Source organism: Niastella populi, from assembly GCF_002078015.1.
Lineage (GTDB): Bacteria > Bacteroidota > Bacteroidia > Chitinophagales > Chitinophagaceae > Niastella > Niastella populi.
Window position 1 is genome coordinate 48,171 of record NZ_LWBP01000045.1, and the last position, 23,029, is coordinate 71,199.

A 23,029-nucleotide genomic window follows, 5' to 3' on the forward strand; every position below is an offset into this window, starting at 1 on the left:
CATTTGGCCAATAACCGCGTAGCCTGTGGCAATAGGCGCGCAGGAATATTTTGCATTAAAAGCTTTCTTCCCGGAACAGGGGCAGCGTTATAACAACGCTGGTGCCTGATGGGGTATTGGTGTGGTCGACAAGATCTGAAACTTCAATGGTGGCAGCTCCTTTATAAAGCGTATTTATAATATCGAGGCGGTCTTTGGTAAGTGCCATTCCTTTTGATGAGTACTCTTTGATATTTCCTTTCAATCCCGTTTTCTTCCCTGCAGCCGCAGCTTTCCTGCCTATGCCGTTGTCACTGACCGTTATTATTAATTTTTCTCCCTGCTGCAGCATGCGTATGCTGATAAAACCTTTACTGCCGGCCCTGGGCGCAAGCCCATGCTGCAACGCGTTTTCTACAAAGGGCTGTATCAGCATTGGCGGAATGAGTACTGTTGAAGGATTGGCAATATTGTCCATAACCAGTTCATAGTCGATCTTATCTTCAAAACGCATTTTTTCGAGCGACAGGTAGGAGGAAAGATAATCCGATTCATCGGCCAGCGAAACAAACGACCGCGAGGAATTATTCAATGTCATTCGTATGAGTTTGCCAAGGCCGGCTATGTATTTGTTGGAGGCGGTGATATCGCCATTGAAAATAAAGAGCTGAATTGAATTAAGGCAATTGAATATAAAATGCGGGTTCATTTGGGAAGTGAGGGCGGTATTTTCCAACTCAGCCATCTTCTGCATGAGCCTTTCTTTTTCCTGCTGTTTATGTCGAATGCGGGCAATGCGCCTGGCGCCCAGCCACCACAACATAGCAAGTGACAATGCCCATACGCTGATCACAAACCAGGTTTTTTTCCAGAACTGAAGCGTAACGGTTATTGGCACACTGATTATGCGGCTCGCGTTACCGAATTTGTTTATGGCCATCACCTCCAGATCATAATTACCTGAAGGAAGTTCGGGAAATTCGAGATAGGGGTCTTTTGTTTCCCGCCAGGTGGTATCTATACCGGTCATGCGGTACCGGTAAATGATCTTACCGGCAGAGCGGTAAGAAATACCGGCAAATTCAACATGCAGCCGTTTGTTGGTATACGGTATTACCAGACCGGTAGAATCAGCTATGCGTTCGCGGTCGGAATTGACCAGTGACAAAAGGTAAATACGGCATGGCTCTGTTGGTGCATCGTTTTGCTCGTCAAAAAAACTTAGTCCGGCCGATGTGCCCACATAAAGGCGCGAGTTGTCGGCAAACAAAGTATTCACCATATCGCTCGCGAGCCCGTCCTTTGAAGTATACTGAGTAATAGGGTAACCGGCTTTTTTAAGGTCAATTTTGTTCAACCCCTTGTCGGTTCCCACCCATAAAACATTGTTGTGCACCAGTAAGGTTCTGCAGATATCGCTGCTCAAGCCCTGCTGCCGGGTAAAGGCAATTACCTGTTTGTTGTTTTTATAGCCTATTACGCCGGCATCGTCATAGGAAGCGATCCATAATGTTCCATCGGCGGATTCTGCAATTGCAGAAATTCTTTTCTGGAGAAATGGCGTTTCTTTTCCGAGGAAAACAAGCGGTTGTCCCTTCATCCAACGGTAAAGACCATTAAGCGTGCCGATATAAAAGGTATCTTTCTTATTGTATGCCACCGTGGCCCGTTCATGCCATAAAGTATCGGTGATCCTGAAATCAAAAACATCTAAAATGAATGCGCCTGATTTACTGGCCAGCAATCTTTTGCGGGTATCGATACGCGACATTGATTTTACGACGAGGTTCAATTCCCTGATAAATTTAAAATCACGGGTGCCTTCTATGTAACCCTGGTTGCCCGCCGATATTATTCTATGTCTGTCTATTGTATCGAAACACAGAATAGCGTTTTTCATATAATAGAAAAAAGGCCGGCTGTGTGTAAGGGTAAGATCGGGCAGTGTATACCGGGAGATATAATTGTGGTTGTCGCCAATCCATAGTTCGTTACCGATCTTGCCGACGGCCGTTACCATCGAATTTTCATCACCTGCTTTGGGCCGGATGGTTTTCCATTCTGATGAGTTCAGGCGAAATATTCCTTCACCCATGGTCGTGAACCAAAGATCTCCTGCCTGGTCGCGGAAGACCCTCGATACCGGTATGCCGGGCAGGTACCTTCTTGTTTGCCCGGTTTTGATATTATATTCCAGGCTGCCGGAGGATTCATTTATATAGGCGAGGCTGTCGTCCATAAGCCCCACGGTGATCAATTTGTAATGATACCTGTCTATCGGCAACTGAACCCGGTTATTATTTGAGAATGGCCAGATCTTATACCCCAGCACAGAGTCTGTCAGGATGATCCCATAAGCGTTCATTGTTTTATCAACGGGAACGCGGTTATGGATACGCGCCGGTAAGGGAAATGGTTTTGAATGACATGCCGTGCGCGAGAATTCGATATTTTTTTTATGCGTTTGTGCAAGAAAGTAGCCCGAAGCGCTCAGGCTTATCATCAGGCAGCCGCTTACGGGTTCATGGTCGAGCGAGTCGATTGCCGTTACCGTTCCGTCTGTTGCCAGCAAATGCAATACATTGCTTTCCTTCAATAGAATATTCCCTTCCCTGTCTTCGACGAAATTTTCGATATTCCCTTTTAATTGAATACGGCTTAGCAGGGAATCATTTTGCTGGTTGTGTATTTTTCCCTGGTAATAATAACAAACCGATTTGCGGAACGGGGCCATCCATACCCGGCCTTTGGAGTCGGAAAAGATAGATAAGATCTCGAGGTCGGGCAGCCCATCTTTTGTTGTAAAGTTTTTAAATCGGGTGCCATCAAAACGGCTGACGCCGGTTTCAGTTCCGGTCCAGATAAAGCCATCTTTATCCTGGGTAATACAATATACCGTTGCGCCTGCCAGTCCATCGTTTATGCCATAGTGCAGATAGCTATATTCCTGTGCAGTGGCCACACCGCGAAATAAAAGCATACATAGCGCGGCCAGCCATAGTTTGGTTCGCATAAGCTTTACTTGATGAGCCGCTTTAAAAAATCTTCCCTGCGCCGGAAAGCTACTTCGATAGTGGCGCCGTCATCCATCCGGACATAACCGCCTCTTCCTTTATGGTAATGCTGCACTTTGTTGAGGTTAATGATGTGGGCATTGTGCACCCGGTAAAAAATAGTTGACGGCAGCAGGTCTTCGTATTCTTTTATTATACGGGTTGTTGTGAGTTGTTCACCATTGCTGAGGTATATTCTGGTACAGTTGCCGTTCGCTTCCAGTCGCATGATATCGTTCATTGACACAAAGGAGAGGCCGCTCATGGTAGGGACTGCTATTTTTTGCGCTGCGCTATTCAATGCCTGCATGTTTTCCTGCAGGGCTTTAAGGCTCATTAATATTTCCTTTTCATGCGATGTCTTTGCTACTTTTCCAATAGCTTTTTGCAGGTCGGTGGCGTCTACTGGTTTCAGCAGGTAATCAACCGCACTGTATTTGAATGCCTGCACGGCATGGTTATCCCAGGCGGTTATGAATATGGTTTGAAAATCGATGCTGTGAAAACTGTTCAGCAGGTCGAAAGCGGTTTGATCATTGATCGCTATATCGAGAAGCACCAGGTCGGGCACGCAGGCTGGAATGAGGGTAGAAGCTGCAGGTACATTATCGGCTTCCCCAACGACTGTCACCTGGGGACAGTACGCGGATAACAGGTTTTTTAAAACATGAATGCTGGCAATCTCGTCATCTACCAATACGGTTCGAAGCATATATTACAGGATCACTTTTGCTACGCACAAGATAGTAAAATTATACATAACCGGTAGAGGATCAAAAAGGGGAACCAGTGGTTCCTGAACTTATTAATGTTAAAATAAATGTAAGCGCAGGATCACCGGGTCCCTGTAAATCAATATTCATAGTTAATTAGCAAAATAATTCCGCAACTGCCCGCTGTTCTCGCCGTAATTCCAGCGAATTTGATCAGCCTTTCCGTCTCCATTGATATCATTGAAACAGAAGAACGTGTTCTCGCTTTGCGAAGTACCGCGTAACGTGTGTATAGGACCGTTAAAGGCGCCGGCCTCTGAGTAGTATACTTTCAGGAAGCCGGTGTAGTTGTCGGGGTTCCAGTATACTTTATCGGCTTTGCCATCGCCGTTCATATCGGCAAAATAGAAACGCGTATTGCTTAAACCGCTGGTAGCTGAATTGCTGAACGAGGTGTTGGCGGTAAAGGTGCCATCGCCATCGGAAAGGTAAACCATTGTTTTTCCTGAATTGAGACCCGGGTGCCACAAGATCTTGTCGGCCCGGCCATCGCCATTTACATCGGCGTACCAGAACTGCGTGCCGGCCGTTGTGCTGGCGCCTTCTGCTCCTGAAACTACAGAACCGCTGAAGCTGCCGCCGGAAGTGGCGAGGTATACGCGGGTATGACCGTTATCAAAGGTAGCGTTCCAGTAGATCTTATCGGCTTTTCCATCGCCGTTCACATCGGCAAAATTATACAGCGTGGTAGTGCCTGCGCTGGTGCCTTCGGGATTGTCGATAGCGGTGCCGCTGAAATTGCCGCCGGAGGTTGCCAGGTAAACAAGTGTATGCCCCGCGTTAAGCGTAGGGTTCCAGCGGATAAGATCGGCTTTTCCATCGCCATTGATATCGGCATAATAATACCGGGTAGTGGAAGATGCAGACGCGCTTGCGGTATGCGTAACCGCCGTAGCGGCAAATGTGCCATTGCCATTCGACAGGAATACGCGGGGTTTGCCGCTGTCGAAGGTATAGTTCCAGTATATTTTATCGGCATCGCCATCGCCGTCAACATCGGCAAAACTGTACCTGGTAGCGGAACTGGCGCTGATGCCATTGGCATCGGTATGTGCGCCCCCGAAGATATCAGGTATAAAGGATGCCATAATGGGGTAGTGGTCCGATGGCCATAACGTTTGCCCGTTTACGGTATAGCTTTTGGTGATCACGCTGCTGGTGGTAAAGGCGAGGTTGCGGGTGCTCAGGATATAATCGATCTTGGAATCGCCGGTGGCATCCCAGCCATGGAAGGTGGGGGCGCCATCCGAGTCAAAAAGCGCATCCACCATATTGAACCCGCCTGCATTTTTGATGATCGACATTTCGGGCGTGCCGGGTTTGGCGTTAAAGTCGCCAAAACAAATGACGGGCAGGTTGGCGGTATTGTTATTCTGGATGTTCAGCAGTACCGTATCGGCATCGAGCTGGCGCTCGGCTGAGCTTACGGTGGTCCAGTGACTATTCACCACAAAATAACTGTTGGCCGTATTCAGTTTATCCTGCAATACCACCCATTTGCCGGTGCGGAAATCGGGCGTTCTCATGGTGAACCAGCCCGCATTGGTTCGGGTGAAGCGCGCATTTTTGTAATAGATCGTTTTGGGCGAACCGTTAGATGTGCCGCTTTTGTAATAGCCATAACCGGCTGCCGCAAGTTGGGTATTGAACCATTCTTCAATATCGGTAACGGCAATTTCCTGCAGGCCCACAATATCAACATTGTTCTCGAGAATGATCTGCAGGCAGTAATCTTTTCGGGTGTACTGGGAGAACGGATCTCCGGCGACGTCATTTCTGACGTTGAACGACATCACCTTAATAGGGTTCATGTCTGAGATGATTGATTCGGTGCTGGCAGTACGGGTGTTCGTTCCAATGCCGGGTTCCGGTTGCGCATTGTTGAACTGCGCTTTTTTACAGGCTGCGAAACTGAGGGCTAACACGAGGCCCGAGGCAATGCCTTTGATTAGCTGGCAACCGGGCATGCGGAAGATGGCCGCCCCCTGGCGGCTTAAATTTGCTTTTTTCATGCTGACAAAGTTTTAGTTGATGGTAATTGGTGAATCAGATTTTCAGGTTATGGAAATAGGTAACTCATTATTGTTTGACAATAATTGAATTATAAGGGGATGAATTAAATGGGCGGTCCCGCGCACCCAGGGAACCGGGATGTTTTTCAGGCTATTTGTTTAGAGGAACGTTCATCTAACGGGAGTCAAAGTAACTGTAATTTAAGTTTAATAAACTTAATTATCTTAAATAGTTAATAAAAATAAAGTTCCGTAAACAAAGAAATAAAGATTATTTAACTGGGGAAGGGTCGGGCTTCATCTTTTTTAATGAAGCAAAGGGGTTAAAAGGAGGAGTTGAAAAGGTGATAGAGTTGATGGAGGTGATAGGGGGAGTTTAAAAGTTGATAAAGCTGATTGAGTTGATAAAGGGCAGGGAAAGTTGGTGCAAATTGACGAGTTATTTAAGTTGAAGAGTTGATATAGGTGCTTTTTCCTTAACCTGCGATTTGTCGCGAGGCAATGAAATTAGGTCCTCTATCAACTCTGTCAACTTTATCAACCCTATCAACTTATAAACCAGCACCACCAGTAGCCGGAAGTTCAGTTGTAGAAGAACTATCATTCTTAAAATAGGAAAGGGCGCCGGTAGGACACATATCAACCTGGGCCTTAATGGTTTCCGAATCGGCGCCGGTGATGGTTACCCAGGGTTTTGTTTTTAAGTTGAACACCCCGGGCAGTTGCGTTACGCAGCGGCCGGAATGTTTGCACAATTCGGGTTTCCATACAACGGTGATATCGCCATTGGTATACTTCAGTTTTTTGTCTACATCTTCATCGTGATATACATAACTTCTCACTTTCACCTTGCCTTCCAGCATTTTCGAAATGGGGCAATGTTCCGCGATCTCCAGCAACCTGTTCAGTTTTTCCGGTTCCAGTCCGGGCGGGAAAACGATATCGCGATCGATGAAGGTGGTTAAGGCATCTTCATTTTTTGTCTGGAAGAGGTTGGCATTGACTTTAATTTCAGGAATGTCCCAGCCTTTTCTTTCGATATACATCCGCAAGGTGATCAACGTGCAGGAGGCCAGCGATGATAATAACAATGTGAAGGGGTCGGGGCCAAGATCCTTACCGCCGCTTTTCACCGGTTCGTCGGCAATGAATTCACCATTGCGCCATTCAATAACACATTTGTATTTTTCGGTACCAATGGAACCATGCACGGGTTCCTTTAATTTATATTGCATGTGGTTACTTTTAGAGGTTTTCTAACCACTGCAAAGTCGTTAATTTTTATAAATACGAATAACAATTATTATCCCTTCATACAAAATTCCCCGATCCGCGGGCATTCCCGATTGTTCAGGTCCCAATTGTTTTGTAGATTACTATACCAATTGTGTAACGTAAATGAAACAGGCCCGGGTCATACTGGTTTACCTTTGTTTTCTGCTGCCGGCAGGTTGCGATCATTTCGATAGTGACGTTTTTGACGCAATTGCCAAAAACGATATCGGGAGCGTTGATCATTTGCTGAGGAAGGGCATCGATATCAATCAAAAAGATGCGGAAGGCCGTACGCCGTTGTTCCTCGCCTCATCGCTGGGTGAAAAAGATATCGTGCACCTGCTGGTCACGAACGGCGCTCATACCGAAGATAAGAACAGGTTTGGCGAAACGCCTTTGTCGATCGTTGCTACAAAAGGGTACAATGAAGTGGCCGATATCCTTATAGCAAACAAAGCCAATGTAAATGCAGTAAATATAGATAGCGTTACCCCCCTGATGTACGGCGCTACTTACGGTTTTGAGCATATTGTTTCCATGTTGCTGAAACACAAGGCAACGGTAAATGCGCTTAGTAAGGAAAAGCTGAACCCGCTTGTTTATGCCTGTTTAAATAATCGTATCGAAGTGGCGCGGGCATTGATCGCTCATAAGGCCGATGTGAATTTCAATATGCAGGATAATGAAACCATTCTGATGATGCTTAGTACCAAGGGGTTCGCTGAGCTGGCCAAACTCCTGATTGATAACGGTGCTTTTGTAAATGCCAAAACAACTTACCAGACTACCGCGTTAATGGCTGCCTGCCGCAACCGCCATACCAATGTGGTGAAAGTTTTGCTGGCTTCCAATGCCGACCCCGCCATTAAAGATGAGAATGGCGAAACAGCGCTCGATCATGCGAAACGGGCAGGAGCGGAGGAGATTGTTAAGTTATTGGAAGACGCAGGGAAATGAGAAAGGAAATACATGGGGAGTTGACTTGTTTACAAGTTGACAGGTTGACAAAGGTGATAGAGCTGATAGAGGGAAGGGAGAAAAACAACAGAATATTGAATATCGAATTTCCAGTGTCGAAGTGGAATATAAGCAGTGAACAAAACCTCGCTGCCTTTATGCCTCGTTGCCTTTATACCTTGTTGCCTCGTTGCCCTTTACTAAGAAACCCCAAACCACAAGGGCCTGGGGTAATGATCCTGACTTCAATTTTTACCAATTAATAGATCCGCGTAAACGATCCTTTTCCGTTTCCAGAGGCGGTGCTTCCGGTGATCGTAATATGACCGGTATTTCCATTGCCATCATAACCCCAGGCTTTATTGTTGTTCGCTACGCAATTCGTAACGGTATGCGGCACATTCTGGCCTGCGCTTCCCAGTTTAAATCCATTGCCATCGCCATTGCTTCCATATCCATGGTTGGTAGCGGTGCATTTGGTAATGGTAACTGAATATGGTTGTCCGTACAGGTCCCAGCCATCATCGGAATTATGATTGGCGGTGCAGCTTTCGAATTTGTTGCTGGCGCCGCCCGATAATTTGCAGGCAAAACCATCGGCATTTTCACCGCCGTTGGCCGCATCGTAGTTTTCATTGCTTTTGCACGAAAGCACATAATTGTGGTGCGAACTGTTGTAGATCTGAATACCGGAATCATCGTTACCGGTGGTAGTTACGTTATAAATATAGTTGTAACCGCCATGCTGTAAAACGAGGCCGCAATCAGGTGCATTCCTGATGGTCATGTTGGTGATGTTCCAGTAGCTGCCATTGCATTTAACGCCCCAGCCCGAAGAAATGCCCGAGCAGTCGAGCGTACCGCCGGTAAAATTGATCTTTGAACCGGAAGTGCCGCTGTTCAGCAGTTGCAGGGTGCTGGTGAGCCTGATGGTACCACTGATGGTAATTATATCGCCGGCCTTTGCATTGGCGATAGCGGTTTTCAGTGCCGACTCGGTAGTAACAGTGGTGTTAACGGCATTGACAGTGGTTTGTGTGTTGGCTGACCTGGTAGGATCTCCTGTAGCGGAATCGGTGGGAGCTTGTTCGGTAACCTTTAAGCAACTGGCAAAAAGGATCACTAGCGCCGCCAGGGCGCTGATTTGTTTCTTCATACTTTAAGGCAATTTAATCGTTAAAAAAAAGGTTCTTACTAAATGTAGCACTTGTGCTAATTAGTTAGAATCGTGTTTTAACAATAATTTGTGCAATCGATACCGGTAACGATTGCACACGAGGCGGGTGGCTGGTTGTAAATATTCCCCACCCGCCATTCGCTACTTTCCACTCGCCTTCAGAATTCCTTGCCATCGATATTGTATAAGTTATAGTCGGTCATGGGAGCATCGGTGAAACCCAGGCTTCGGCCAATGGTTATAACCTGGCCGCGGTGATAGGTGCTATGGTTGGCAAAATGCATGATGTATTCGAAGTTGCTGAAGTCGCACAGGAACCAGGGGCTTTCGATCATTGTTTTTTCCACCACCCGTTCATGGGTCATGGCATTTACAAAGCCGGCCAGTTCGCCGGAGGTTTTCAGCAATTCTTTAAAAACATCCTGCACCGTTCCGTTGAATTCATTATAGGTATTGGGTTCCTGTTTCCTGATGATGGAAAGCCAGTACCGCTCGGTTTGCCAAATGTGCTGCAGGGTAAGTTTGATGCCCGGAAAGCTGCTGGGCACTTCCTTTTCAAACAGGGCGGCGGGTTTTGTTTTGAGCCAGTTTACCAGCGTGGTATTGGCCCACAGATTATAATTCGCATAATTCTTCATTAAACCGGCAAGCGCGGTTTCTTTGTTGCCGGAAGTGATTGGTTGTGTTGTCATGGTAGTTGTATATATGATACAAAGAAAACTGGGGTTGGTGACAACGTTATGTCAGTAGATAATGTGATAATTTGATAATGTGATAATGGGATAATGGAATACACTTTAATTAGGGCAATGAGTAAGGGCCGGCAGCCTGAACCGGTAACTGGCAGCCGGTAACCGGAAACTGTTATCCGGTTCCTTTTATAATCGAAAAATGTCCTTTATCTTGAGGGCTATTTATCCAGGTATCTATGAGATCCATTTTATTATTACTGTTCGCCTTTTTTTGTTCTATTGGGAAAGGATTTTGTCAGGCCGGAGAAGGGCAGGCATTTGGGGAAGATATAAAGGAGTGGTTGAAGCCGGGTGAGCATAAGGTTGAGCTGATGGGCATCAAATCAACGACAAACCCCCGCGAAATGGAGCTTACCTCCAAAATAATGAAAGCCGCACAAAAGAATGCGGCCTGGATCCGCGATTCAATGGAAAAGGTTTCCGATTCTGCCATCATCTATGAAAAGTTCGGATTAACCCGGGCCGAGTATTACGAGTATATAAACATGGATGATACGCAAAAAAAACAGGAGCTGGTTAAAACCGGCGATGAAAAGCTGGTAATAAAACGGAAAAAAAATACCCTCACATTCAAAGGCACCGGCCGCCTGAAAGCGCTTGATTCACTAAAGTTCAATGTGGTTTTAAATGAGCCCATTTACAATGGGAAAGAACTTGAGTTCAGCAACAGGTCGGGCGCTGAAGACGATAAGAATCCTTTTAAAAGTCCCTGGACGGGCTATCATTATACCTACGAAGCGCTGGATGATATAGAGGCCGATATGGAACATTACTCAGCGACAACAATTACGTTTGATATCGGCAGGTTAAAAAGCGGCAAAAGCGTCATTATGTTCATGCTCATGAAAGTGAAAGATGGCAAACCGGTGCAAAGCGCCACGGCCATCTGCCTTTTTGAATAAGCCGTTAACAGAAACATAACAAACAAAAATAATATTCGGTACGCGTTCCTTCCACAACTAATTTGAAAGCAGTTTCCGGAAAATAATCAGTGTTTGAGTATTTATTTACCCAAACTAATGGGTGTTCGTTTAAGGAAATCGACATTTCTGCGGAAACTTCTTATTTAATATACTCCCCGGTTTTGTTGAAAACTTCTCTTGTATCCCTTGTCTGGCCCCGCCAAACATAGTGTGGTATTGTGTAAGGCGCAATATATGGCGTCAACTGCCTGCACCATATAAATTGTGGAAATTGGGTAATGGGCTTATGATTTGCATTAGCGCATGGGGTTCCATGCAAAAAATCCATTAGATCATGTAACAATTATAGGTTGGGGGATTATACTAAATGCAGTTTGAATAATAATTGTTGGCACGATCAGCTACAAGGTATTTAGAATTCCAATTAATTAACGCATTGCTACTAACATTTCACAGGCATCAATAGTGTTTGTTAGGGTGCTTATTGCTGAAACAAAACAAAACGTATGCAAAGATCAACTTATGTGGTAATTATGGCCGGGGGCATCGGTTCTCGCTTCTGGCCGGTGAGCAGAACAGATTATCCCAAACAATTCCTCGATATTTTGGGAACCGGGGAAACACTGATCCAGCAAACGTTCCGGCGTTTTGAAAAGTTAGCGCCATTGGAGAATATTTTTGTGGTTACTTCTACAGAGTATGTGGGAATAGTTGAAAAGCAATTGCCCATGTTGCCGAAAGATAATATTTTAAGTGAACCTGAAAGAAGAAATACCGCGCCCTGTATAGCATATGCCTCATTCAAAATATTTCAGCAGGACGCCAATGCATCTGTGATCGTTGCTCCTGCCGATCATCTCATACTCGATCAGGCTGAGTTTGAAAATGTGTGCACACAGGCGCTACAGTTCATAGATACCCGTGAAGCGTTGATTACATTGGGTATTAAACCTTCTTATGCAAATACCGGATACGGATACATTCAATTCAGTAAGGAAGCTACGGAGCCCGGCGTGCACAAGGTGACCATGTTCACCGAGAAACCAGATGCAGAGCGGGCTGCAGCGTTCGTGAGTAGTGGGGAATATCTGTGGAATTCGGGAATTTTTGTGTGGAAGGCGCGATCGATCATAAGTTCAATTGAAAAATTTAACCCGGGTCTGTATCAATTATTTAAAGAAAAAAATAGCTGGCTTGGAACAAGTTTTGAGAGATTAATGATCGCAGATATCTATGCCGTGTGTGAAAATGTATCGATCGATATTGCAGTTATGGAAAAGGCCGATAATGTATATATAATTCCTGCATCGTTCAGGTGGAGTGATCTGGGAACCTGGAACAGCGTCTGGGAGAACATGGGGAAAGACACGCTTAACAATGCGGTAGCAGGAAATGGAGTAGTAGTGATAGATACAACGCAATGTGTTGTGCATGCTTCAGATGAAAAGCTGGTGGTTTTACAGGGGTTACAGAATTATATTGTGGTTGACACAAGTGATGTACTGCTGATATGTCAGAAGGAAAAGGAACAGGATATAAAAACCTATGTGAGTGAAGTGAAAAAATTAAAAGGCGAACGGTACTTATATTCTGTTAACAACTCCTTAAAGCGGAATACCGCATAGGTTAAAAATGATTGTTAGGTAATATATGTTTTGTTACTGAGAATCATTGAACAACAAAGAAGTAAGCGGACTTGTAACAGAAAAATAATTTTATGATCTGGCATTTAGTGCAAGCTTTTTGATAATAGAACCCCAAACCTTAACGATCCTGTGCTTGCTTATTAAAAACACCTCATTACCCCTGGTTACACCTGATTGAACGGATATGGTTATATCCTGTAGCGTAAAACTGCCAGCAGGCAAAAAATAATATCAAATATGGGTTATAGGAAATCTATGGCGCGTCACCAATGGGGGCAGTCAATAAAATACTTTATTGTTCTGATTGTACTGTTCTCATGCGTGTCGTGTGTGAATACAAAAAAGGCTACATATTTCTCAGATCAGCGAAACGGCTCTTTTGAGGCGCCCGCTGTTCCCAAATTGCTTATTCAAACAAATGATCTGCTCAGCATTTCAGTGAGCAGTCTGAACCCCGAAGCATCTGCGGTATTCAATCAGGCCAATAATAATAACAGCGCTTCTGCCAACAATACCACTTCAACCACCACGACAGCCTCAGGCTTTCTGGTAGATGGGGATGGTAATATACAATATCCCTTCCTCGGAAAGGTAAAAGCGGCAGGGTTAACAAAAGAGGAATTGAAAGACAACCTTACCAAAGCGCTGGTAGATAAAAAATTACTGGTTGATCCCATTCTTACGGTTCGTTACCTCAATTTTAAAGTAACCGTGTTGGGCGAAGTGGCGCATCCTACGGTGGTCACAGTTCCCAGTGAACGAATATCCCTGCTGGAGGCGATTGGGCTGGCGGGAGATCTTACCATTTATGCCCAACGTGATAACGTACTGGTGATCCGTGATGAAGACGGCAAGAAGGTAACACAACGGTTAAATCTCAATTCAACGGAACTTTTTACGTCTCCATATTTCTATTTAAAGTCGAACGACGTAGTATATGTGGAACCAAATAAATCGAAGGTGGCCAGCACGGGTCGTTCCCAAACGTGGCTGCCGATTTTATTCAGTGCATTATCGCTCGGCGTAATTGTAGCAGATCGTTTAACAAGATAAAAAATATTTTATGCAAGTGACGCACAAAAATGGATTGGAAATGGAGAGCAGGGAAACCAGTTTGAACCAGTTATGGAACCGATACGCTTCTTACTGGCCCTGGTTCGTATTTCTGTTGTTGCTGGCAGTGGGAGCAGGCTTCATGTATATGCGGTATGCCATTCCAAAGTATGAATCAACAGCACGGCTTTTGATCAAGGATGAGAAGAAAGGGGTAGAGGATTCCAAAGGGCTTGAATCGCTCAACCTGATCTCGACCAAAAAGATCCTTGAAAATGAAATGGAAGTATTGCAGTCGCGCACGCTGATAAAAGAAGTGGTGAACAACCTGCAGCTTTACGCGCCTGTTTACGAAGATCGGAATATCAATTCGTGGATGGGATCGAATAAATTGTTGACAAAGGTTGGCGGCTGGTTTACGAAAAAGAACATGTCGCCCGGCGGTTTGCCGGCTTACACCACGTCACCGGTGGTAGTTAAGGCAAAAAGCCCCGACAGCCTGCAGGAAACGAAAAAGGTGTTTTTCACTTTTGACAGGCAGGAGCAGAAAGTGATCATTGGCGCCGACAGTTTCCCCATGAAAGAGTGGGTTGAAACGCCCTATGGTACGCTGCAGTTCCTGCCCAATACAAGAATAACTGACACAGCGTATGCACCCGCCGGAAACTTCTATTTTGCCTTGCAGAAACCTAAAAAGGCCATTTCAGATATCCAGAACCGGTTGGTGATCGCTTCGGCCAGTAAATTGTCTTCCATCTTAAATCTTACCATTCGCGATGAAGTGCCTGAACGCGGCGAGGATATCTTAAATGAATTGCTGTCGGCCTACAACATTGCGATGCTGAAAGATAAAAATACCCTTGCGGCCAATACCCTGCGGTTTGTGGAAGACAGGTTGAACCACGTATCACGCGATCTCAGCAGTATAGAATCAAGGATTGAAAAATACAAAGCATCGCAGGAAGCGGTCAATGTTAGCGAACAGGGTAAACTGTTTCTCGAAAACGTAAGCGCCAATGACCAGAAGCTGAGTGAGATCGATATGAAACTGGCGGTATTGGACCAGGTAGAAGGTTATGTAAAGCAAAAAGATAACAGTAGTGGCATTGTACCCTCAACATTGGGAGTAACCGATCCCGTGTTATCAAACCTGTTAGATAAATTATCGGAACTGGAACTGGAGTACGAGAAAAAGAAAACAACTACGGGCGAAGGCAATCCTTTGCTGTCGTCGGTAGCTGACCAGATCAATAAAATTAAACCGGGCATCCTGGAGAATATCCAGAGCCAGCGGCGCGGGTTGATAGCCAGTAAATCGAACCTGGCCAGCACAAACAGTTCGTATACTAACGTTCTGCAAACCATTCCCAAAAAAGAACGTGACCTGATAGAGATCAGCCGCCAGCAAAGCACCATGCAAAGCATTTATGGCTTCCTGTTGCAAAAGAAAGAAGAAACAGCGCTGAGCTATGCCGCCAATGTTTCGGATAGCCGTGTGGTTGACCGCGCTTCTACAACGGTAGCGCCGGTTAGTCCGAAAATGCCGATCGTTTTTGCGGTTGCCATTATCGTTGCGATGGCAGCAGGGGTGGTATGGGTAACACTGAAAGAATTATTCAACCGCAGGATCATGTACCGCCAGGATATAGAACGGCTTACCAGTCATCCTGTGATCGCAGAGATCTCCAATGATAAATCGAAGAACCCGATCGTTATCGGCGGAGTGAACAGCCGCTCCTTTGTTGCGGAACAATTCCGCAAACTGCGGATGTCGCTCAACTACCTTGGCGTTAACACTACCAATAAAAAAGTACTGATTACTTCAGGGATCTCGGGCGAGGGTAAAAGTTTTATTGCCACCAACCTCGCATTGAGCATGGCCCTTACCGGTAAAAAAGTGGTGTTGCTCGAAATGGATCTGCATAGTCCGGCCATCAGCGAGCAGCTGAAAATAGCATCAGATGTGGGTATCTCCAGTTATTTGCTGGGCACCAGGGAACCGGAAGAGATCATCAGGCGCAGCGAAGTAAACGACAACCTGTGGTTTATTCCTGCAGGTCCGCTGTCGGCCAACCCAACGGAATTATTGACCACCAGCCGGTTACAGGAGCTGCTTAACTACCTCGATGGCATCTTTGATTATATAATCATCGACACCGCGCCGGTAGGTCCGGTTACTGATGCATACATTATTTCGCCTTATTGCGATGCCACCTTATATGTGATCAGGCACAGGCATACGCCGAAAGTGCTTGTTGAACAGATAGATAAGAACAGCAAAGTGAATATCCTGAAGAATATGGCCATCGTATTCAATGGCATCAGGCCCCGTGGATTTGGCAAACATCACTATGGGTATGGTTATGGATATGGAGATGGGTATGCTTATCAGGAGAAAAGAAAAAAGAAGACCTCGTTTAAGCCTATATAAATAGTGTGTTGGTCATCCGCCGCCGGTGGATGACCAACACCTCAACACCACTTAAACCATTCAGACATATTGAGAATCAATCGCCGGTTTCAGGGTCCTGTAACCGACTTGGGCGAAGCCTTGCGTAGAAAAAATTATAAAAGAATAAATGATGCATATGGATACAAATAAGAAATGGTACGCGGTATATACGCGGCCAAGATGGGAAAAGAAGGTAGCCGATCTGCTGACTAAAAAGCGCATAGAAAATTATTGTCCGCTCAATAAAGTAGTTCGTCAATGGGCCGATAGAAAGAAACTTGTTCTGGAACCATTATTTACATCCTATGTATTTGTACATGCAGAATCAATAGAACACCTGGCGATAAAGCAAACAGACGGGGTAATGAATTTTGTTTACTGGTTAGGACAACCTGCTGTTATCCGTGATGAAGAAATAGACGCCATTAAACAGTTTCTCGATGAATATCGTAATGTGCAGCTGGAAAAGATCAACGTGAACATGCACGACCGGGTACGTATTTCAAGCGGCCCGTTAATGGCGCGCGAAGGCGATGTAATTGAAGTAAGAAACAAAACAGTGAAAGTGCAGTTGCCTTCATTGGGTTATGTAATGACGGCTGAAGTGGAAAAAGGCAATGTAGAAATAATACCTATTACAACTTCATACACCAATAACTACTTTTATAATGCACTATTCAGATAAGATCTATGTAGCCGGTCACCGCGGCATGGTAGGCAGTGCCATTGTTAGAAAACTGGAAGCGGAGGGCTACAACAATATCATTACCCTTAGTTCACGTGAACTCGATTTGCGTAATCAGCTGGCGGTAGCTGAATTTTTTGAAACGGAGCAACCGGGTTATGTTTTCCTGGCAGCTGCCAAAGTGGGCGGCATTGTAGCCAATAATACCTGGCGGGCCGATTTTCTTTACGATAACCTGATGATCGAAAGCAATATTATTCACCATGCGTATAAAAGCGGGGTGAAGAAACTGCTCTTTCTCGGTTCTTCCTGTATATATCCCAAGCTGGCGCCCCAACCGCTGAAAGAAGAATATTTATTGTCGGGGTTGCTGGAAACGACCAATGAGCCATATGCCATTGCCAAGATAGCCGGCATAAAATTGTGTGAAGCCTATCGCGATCAGCATGGTTGCAATTTCATTTCGGCCATGCCTACCAACCTGTATGGGTATAATGATAATTACGATCTGCAAAGCAGCCACGTGTTACCGGCCCTGTTGAGAAAATTTCATGAGGCCAGAGAGAACGGCGACCAGGAGGTAACCATTTGGGGAACGGGCGCACCCCTGCGTGAGTTCATGCATGCAGATGACCTGGCCGATGCCTGTTTATACCTGATGAAGCATTACAACGACCGGTCACCAATTAACGTAGGTGTTGGTGAAGACATCAGTATCATACAACTGGCCGAGATGATAAAGGCGCTGGTGGGTTTCAAAGGCCGTATTGTGCTCGATGCCACCAAACCCGATGGAACGCCACGCAAGATCCTCGATGTGCGAAAACTGCATTCGCTGGGATGGCGCCATAAGATCTCTTTGCAGGAAGGATTACAGCAGGTATATGAAGAATTTGTAACAATGCGAAATGCCGAAAGATCGGAGGCCAGTTCACCATTCACCATTGAGCATTCACCAAAATCAGTAGCATAAATATTTAAAAATCTCAGATGAAAACAGCATTGATAACCGGGGTTAACGGCCAGGACGGCGCGTATCTGGCAGAATTACTATTGGAAAAAGGATATATGGTACATGGTATAAAAAGACGGTCGTCGCTGATCAATACCGATCGCATCGACCATTTGTACCAGGACCCGCATGAGAAAAATGTTCGTTTCAGGTTGCATTACGGCGATATGACCGATAGCACCAACCTGATCCGCATTATACAGGAAACACAGCCTGATGAAATTTATAACCTCGCGGCCATGAGCCATGTGAAGGTGAGTTTCGACACACCCGAATATACCGCCAATGCCGATGGTATTGGAACGCTGCGCCTGCTGGAAGCGATCAGGATCCTGGGGCTGGAAAAGAAAACACGTATTTACCAGGCATCTACATCTGAATTATACGGGCTTGTGCAGGAAGTGCCGCAAAAAGAAACAACGCCGTTCTATCCCCGAAGTCCATATGCTGTTGCTAAATTATATGCTTACTGGATCACGGTAAATTACCGGGAAGCCTATAACATGTACGCATGTAACGGCATCCTGTTCAATCACGAAAGCCCGTTGCGCGGTGAAACATTCGTAACCCGCAAAATTACCCGCGCCGTGGCTGCCATTGCACTGGGTTTGCAGGACTGCCTGTTCCTCGGTAACCTGAATGCACAGCGCGACTGGGGCCATGCAAAAGACTACGTGGAAGCTATGTGGCGTATGCTGCAACAGGATACCCCCGAGGATTTTGTAATTGCCACCGGTATTACTACCGAAGTGCGCGAATTCGTAAGAATGGCTTTTGGCGAATTGGGAATTGAAATAGAGTTCCGTGGCGAAGGCGTGGAAGAGCGTGGTTATGTTGCTGCCTGTAACAATGAAAATTTCCAGGTTGAAACCGGTAAACAGGTAGTAGCGGTTGATGCGAATTATTTCCGCCCCACCGAGGTGGAATTACTGATAGGCGATGCTACAAAGGCCAGAACAAAACTGGGCTGGGAACCCAAATATGATCTGGGTATGCTCGTAAAAGAAATGGTGGAGAGCGATATCATAGAATTTGAAAAAGCAGGTAAAGTACAATTTGAACATTTGATCAGCTGATGACAGTTCACAGTTCATAGTTCACAGTTCATAGTTCACAGTTCACAGTTCATAGTTCATAGTTCACAGTTTGCAGTTCACAGTTCACAGTTCAGCCTTTTTTAGCAGATCGATTAAAGTGGAAATTTGAAAATTTTGACTGCCAATTGTCAACCGCCAACTGAACTGCTCACTGTTACCTAACACCAGAGTTTCAAAAAATAGCATATGAAGTCGCTAATGGTGGTATTGACCGCCGCAGCAATTTTGGTTTTCGTTGTTTTAGTTTTGCTCAGCCGGCAGCCAAGGCGTACATACCTGTTGTTCATGTTGTACGCCCTGCCGCTGATCGATTTTAAAATAACGCCCTGGCAATGGGGAAGCCTGACGGTATTCGATGGCATTTCCTATGTAATGCTTTTCTGGCGTTACAAGGATTTTCTGTCTATATATAAACCGAACCGGTTTTACTTTGGTGGTTTTTGTACGTTGATCTTGCTGTTGCTGCTGGGCAGCCTTACCTCTTCGTTCATTACCAATTCCCTGTTGACCCTTTTATCGGTGTTCCCGGTTTTCATTTATGCCCGCTTATTGATGGTGGAGTGTATCTATGACAAGCAGTTCATCAATAAAATGATCAACGGGTTGAAGTTTGCCTGTTTGCTTTCCATGGCGTTTCTGGCGGTGCAAATGGTTATCGGGTTGCAGTTTCGCTTATATCCCGAGCTGAACCAGAATACGCTAGATAGCAATGGTATTCGCTTCCCGAGCTTCTTTCATGATTCGCAGAAGTTTGCCCAGTTCCTGGCCATGCTGAGCTTTTTGTTCCTGGTGAACAATAAAAATTTTAAGCGGCCGCAGATGAAGAACATCCTGCTCTTCCTGTCGGTAGTAGTGGCCATATTTTTAACCGGCGGGCGTTCGGCTTTCCTGGGCCTGAGTGCAGGGGTGTTTTTCCTGTTGCTGTTTGCCGGTGCGCAATACAAAAAATACATCATTGCCGGCTGTTTGGCCGGTGGTATCGTGATCGCCTTCTTTTCACAATCACTGATCATGTTCAACCGCAATGATGATTTCAATAATTCATTCGATTTCAGGGCCACCATCTGGCGGGAGGCGTATGGGATCTACGAAGACCATCCGTTCCTGGGTATCGGCATCGGTAATTATAAAGATTATGTATCGCGTTATGCGCAGGACCAGTACCTGGTGCTTGAAAATGAAATCGTGTTCCTCGATCAGCCCGAGAACGGATATCTAAAAATACTTACCGAATTTGGAGGGCCGGCCTTTTTGGTGGTGTTCGCACTTATCATTGGTTCAATGGTGGGCGCATTCCGGGCCTGGCTTAAAAAACAAACCGACGGCCGGGTACTATTATTAATTGCGCCCATTCTCAGCTGGCTGGTTTCCTTTATATCGCTTTACTCTATAACCGACCGAAGGAACCTGATCGTACTGGTATGCCTTTCTACATTCCTGATCTATTTATCAAATCGTTCAAAAATTGTTCATGAAGAACATGCTGATGCAGCGTACGGTGAGCCTGTTTAAATCGCGTTTAATAAAAAACAGTTTCTGGGGCATTGCGGCCAATGGCCTGCAAAGTGTATTGCTCAGTTTGTTTTTTGTGATCATAGCACGTAAATATGCCACCGGTGAGTTTGCTTTTTTTCTTATCGCCAATACTATATATACATTCCTTGCGGCATTTTCAACGCTGGGCCTGGGCCAGTGGTTCACCCGCGAGCTGGTTGACGTAGAAGATAAACAGGAACTGGTAAGCCGGTTTGTGAAAATACAGTTGTACAGCGGTTGTTTCTTCTATGTATGCAATATAGGTGTTGCCTTTTTGTTATACCAGGATACCCTGCTGCAATCGCTCATTGTGTTACTGGGCGTGAACATCATTTTCGATAATATCATTTATGCCATTAAATCTTTGAATGTTGCGGAGTTCAACCAGAACAAGACGTTTATCATTCTCATCATTGATTCGGTATTGAAGTTTGCTATCGGTTGCTTGCTGTTTGTTTTTCCGTTTTCCATCATGACCTTATCGGTTCTGCTGATAGCGGTTCGGTTCATTACGCTTAACTTTTTCCTGAGCATTGGTTCATCAAAGACGATCAGCCTGCGTTCATTATGGAATTACCCGCTGGCCTGGCATGAAGTGAAGAAGATCGTATTTGCCAACTGGCCCTTCATCATCATCGGCAGCGTATCGATCGCCTACTGGCGTATTTCAAATATCATTATCTCAAAAACATTACCGCTGGCCGATGTGGCTCATTTCGAGATCTCGTTCCGGGTTTTTTCCATAGCGCAGATCTTACCACTTATCGTATCCATGTCGGTTTTTCCGGCATTGGTACAGCAGTACAAAACCGGTGTGGTGCAGGATTTTAGAAATTATTTCAATAAAGTGTTCAATTACTACCTGCTGTTTGGCCTGTTCACATACACATTCATTTTCTCCTTTGCCGATACATTGATTCCCTGGTTGTTCGGCAGCGCCTATAATAATACAGGCATGTACACGAAAGAAATGTTCTTAACGATCCTGATCTTTCCAACGGCCCTGTTGCAGGCCAATGCACTGGTGGCAATGAACATGGAGCGGGCCGATATGTGGTTCAATGTAACCAGCCTCATCCTGAATATAGTCTTTTGTTTTGCCGGTTTCCTGTTTATGAAAAATCTTACAACAGTAAACCTTGCCATATTTTTCTCTTTCCTGGTATTTCATATTTGCCAGGATGCGCTGTTGGTACGAAAGGGAATAATAACAATTGCGCATGTGTTGAAATTTTATGTAATGACCGGTTTGCTGGCAGGGGCATATATTTTATTATCGTACAAACTGCCGCCCGTTGTATTGTTTACGGGTTACTGGCTGCTGCTGGGGCTTGCCTTTGTAAAATTCCCTGCTTCCAGTCTTCAGTTACCGGCCGCCCGAAAACCAGAAAATAGTTTACCATGACAGTTGTGTATTACATGCAGGTTTGCTTTTTGGATGTTACCATCGAGCTGATGAACGTTTTAAAAAAACATGTACAGTTACATGTGCTGATAGAAGTGACGCCGCAGGGCAGGAACACGACTGTGCTCGATATCGATCGTTTTCCGGAAGGAAAAATGCTGGCAAAACCGGAAGAGGTATTGAAGAAACAAAGTTATGATCGACTGCAGCCTTATTTTGAAGGCGCGGCCAGTGTGCATTTTGTAATTCATTCGCACCCCACCGGTTTTTCATACACTACCCTGCAGGCTTCGCACAGTGTTTGGCGATATATAAAGCAGTTCAAACCCGATATTATACATTTTGAAACATTCGGTTTACGTGCATTTGGAATGTTACCGTATTTGCCCTCGTTTAAAAATGTGTGTATCACCATTCATGATCCTGTTCCCCATAGTGGGGAAGATAGCTGGAAGGTAGCGCTGCCCCGTACTTTTTTCTTCAACATGCCGGTGAAAAAGAAATTCCTGTTCTATTCGGAATTTGCGAAAAAGCAATTCGAGGATCATTACAAAAGACGTAAGAATCAAAAGACGGTGTTGCAGATGAGCCCATACGGCTATCTGAAGAACCTGGTAAAGGAAGAAGAACCCGGTAATAAACATATTTTATTCTTTGGCCGGCTATCGCAGTATAAAGGAATCGACGATCTGTTACAGGCTATGCCTGAAGTGTTCAGGGAGTTTCCAAATGAACAATTGATCATTGCCGGTAAACGGCATCCGGGTTTTGAGATCAATGACAATTTCCTGAATACTTTCAAAAATAATATCACGCTCATAGAGAAACATATTCCCAACGAAGAACTGGCAACGCTGATAAAGCAGGCGAAGTTCATTGTTTGTCCGTATAAAGATGCCACACAAAGCGGTGTGCTGATGACCGCCTTTGGTTTAAATACACCGGCGGTCGCAACAAATGTTGGTTCATTTCCCGAATTCATACAGGATAATGTGAATGGTTTGCTCGTTCCGCCCAATGATCCCCAACAACTGGCGGAAGGTATACGGTTTGCATTACGCAATGAGCATTACAAAACGTTAGCGCAAAACATTAAGAATTCCCAGGTTGAGGATTTGTGGAACAGGAATACGGAGATACTGCTTAACGCTTACGCGTCCTGATCAAATGAGAAATGAAAATGGGAATGCAGGAAACAGAAGAATATCGAATCCCGACGAAGCGCTGCCTGTCGGGATGCCG

Annotated in this window: 17 protein-coding genes; 11 read left to right on the top strand and 6 right to left on the bottom strand. The window is 45.3% G+C overall.

All coding sequences use genetic code 11. From position 1 onward, the window contains the following. Positions 1-55: 55 nt before the first annotated feature. The 4 genes from A4R26_RS05985 to A4R26_RS06000 all read right to left on the bottom strand — a co-directional run bounded on the left by A4R26_RS05985 (position 56) and on the right by A4R26_RS06000 (position 7,052). Complete coding sequence (locus A4R26_RS05985; RefSeq protein WP_081162045.1) at positions 56-2,992, bottom strand: sensor histidine kinase; 2,937 nt, start codon at positions 2,990-2,992, stop codon at positions 56-58. A gap of 5 nt (positions 2,993-2,997) precedes the next feature. Next, entirely contained in the window at positions 2,998-3,744 is a 747-nt protein-coding gene (locus A4R26_RS05990) for a LytR/AlgR family response regulator transcription factor (protein WP_081162047.1), read from the bottom strand. Positions 3,745-3,897: 153 nt separating this feature from the next. After that, positions 3,898-5,817: an FG-GAP-like repeat-containing protein gene (locus A4R26_RS05995; RefSeq protein ID WP_081162050.1), complete on the bottom strand. Its 1,920-nt coding sequence runs from the start codon at positions 5,815-5,817 to the stop codon at positions 3,898-3,900. A gap of 551 nt (positions 5,818-6,368) precedes the next feature. Then, positions 6,369-7,052 carry a (4Fe-4S)-binding protein gene (locus tag A4R26_RS06000; RefSeq protein WP_081162053.1) on the bottom strand — a complete coding sequence of 228 codons (684 nt, stop codon included), beginning with the start codon at positions 7,050-7,052 and terminating at the stop codon, positions 6,369-6,371. Positions 7,053-7,215: 163 nt separating this feature from the next. On the opposite strand from A4R26_RS06000, the gene A4R26_RS06005 reads away from it, so the two are divergent. Beyond that, positions 7,216-8,049 carry an ankyrin repeat domain-containing protein gene (locus tag A4R26_RS06005; RefSeq protein ID WP_081162056.1) on the top strand — a complete coding sequence of 278 codons (834 nt, stop codon included), beginning with the start codon at positions 7,216-7,218 and terminating at the stop codon, positions 8,047-8,049. A 259-nt stretch (positions 8,050-8,308) separates the two neighbouring features. Here A4R26_RS06005 and A4R26_RS06010 read toward each other — a convergent pair whose 3' ends face one another. Then, positions 8,309-9,205, bottom strand: a complete 897-nt coding sequence (locus tag A4R26_RS06010; protein ID WP_081162059.1) for a right-handed parallel beta-helix repeat-containing protein — start codon at positions 9,203-9,205, stop codon at positions 8,309-8,311. 179 nt (positions 9,206-9,384) lie between these two features. Next, entirely contained in the window at positions 9,385-9,918 is a 534-nt protein-coding gene (locus tag A4R26_RS06015) for a DinB family protein (RefSeq protein WP_081162062.1), read from the bottom strand. A gap of 236 nt (positions 9,919-10,154) precedes the next feature. On the opposite strand from A4R26_RS06015, the gene A4R26_RS06020 reads away from it, so the two are divergent. The 10 genes from A4R26_RS06020 to A4R26_RS06065 all read left to right on the top strand — a co-directional run bounded on the left by A4R26_RS06020 (position 10,155) and on the right by A4R26_RS06065 (position 22,950). After that, positions 10,155-10,880: a hypothetical protein gene (locus tag A4R26_RS06020; protein ID WP_081162066.1), complete on the top strand. Its 726-nt coding sequence runs from the start codon at positions 10,155-10,157 to the stop codon at positions 10,878-10,880. A gap of 527 nt (positions 10,881-11,407) precedes the next feature. Further along, complete coding sequence (locus A4R26_RS06025; protein ID WP_081162070.1) at positions 11,408-12,526, top strand: mannose-1-phosphate guanylyltransferase; 1,119 nt, start codon at positions 11,408-11,410, stop codon at positions 12,524-12,526. Positions 12,527-12,784: 258 nt separating this feature from the next. After that, positions 12,785-13,600 (top strand): polysaccharide biosynthesis/export family protein, encoded by an 816-nt coding sequence (locus A4R26_RS06030; protein WP_081162073.1) that lies wholly within the window; start codon positions 12,785-12,787, stop codon positions 13,598-13,600. A 10-nt stretch (positions 13,601-13,610) separates the two neighbouring features. After that, entirely contained in the window at positions 13,611-16,031 is a 2,421-nt protein-coding gene (locus tag A4R26_RS06035) for a GumC family protein (protein ID WP_081162075.1), read from the top strand. 157 nt (positions 16,032-16,188) lie between these two features. Further along, on the top strand, positions 16,189-16,737 hold the full coding sequence (locus tag A4R26_RS06040; protein WP_081162522.1) for a UpxY family transcription antiterminator: 549 nt from the start codon (positions 16,189-16,191) through the stop codon (positions 16,735-16,737). After that, the gene (fcl, locus tag A4R26_RS06045) at positions 16,721-17,710 is read left to right on the top strand and encodes a GDP-L-fucose synthase (RefSeq protein ID WP_081162078.1); all 990 of its coding nucleotides are present in this window, start codon (positions 16,721-16,723) and stop codon (positions 17,708-17,710) included. The genes A4R26_RS06040 and fcl overlap by 17 nt, the downstream gene beginning before the upstream one ends. Positions 17,711-17,727: 17 nt before the next feature. After that, entirely contained in the window at positions 17,728-18,825 is a 1,098-nt protein-coding gene (gmd, locus tag A4R26_RS06050) for a GDP-mannose 4,6-dehydratase (RefSeq protein WP_081162081.1), read from the top strand. 207 nt (positions 18,826-19,032) lie between these two features. After that, the gene (locus A4R26_RS06055; RefSeq protein WP_081162084.1) at positions 19,033-20,358 is read left to right on the top strand and encodes an O-antigen ligase family protein; all 1,326 of its coding nucleotides are present in this window, start codon (positions 19,033-19,035) and stop codon (positions 20,356-20,358) included. After that, positions 20,318-21,787: an oligosaccharide flippase family protein gene (locus A4R26_RS06060; protein ID WP_081162087.1), complete on the top strand. Its 1,470-nt coding sequence runs from the start codon at positions 20,318-20,320 to the stop codon at positions 21,785-21,787. Before A4R26_RS06055 ends, A4R26_RS06060 begins: the two co-directional genes overlap by 41 nt. Further along, positions 21,784-22,950 carry a glycosyltransferase family 4 protein gene (locus tag A4R26_RS06065; RefSeq protein ID WP_081162090.1) on the top strand — a complete coding sequence of 389 codons (1,167 nt, stop codon included), beginning with the start codon at positions 21,784-21,786 and terminating at the stop codon, positions 22,948-22,950. The genes A4R26_RS06060 and A4R26_RS06065 overlap by 4 nt, the downstream gene beginning before the upstream one ends. Positions 22,951-23,029 lie beyond the last annotated feature (79 nt).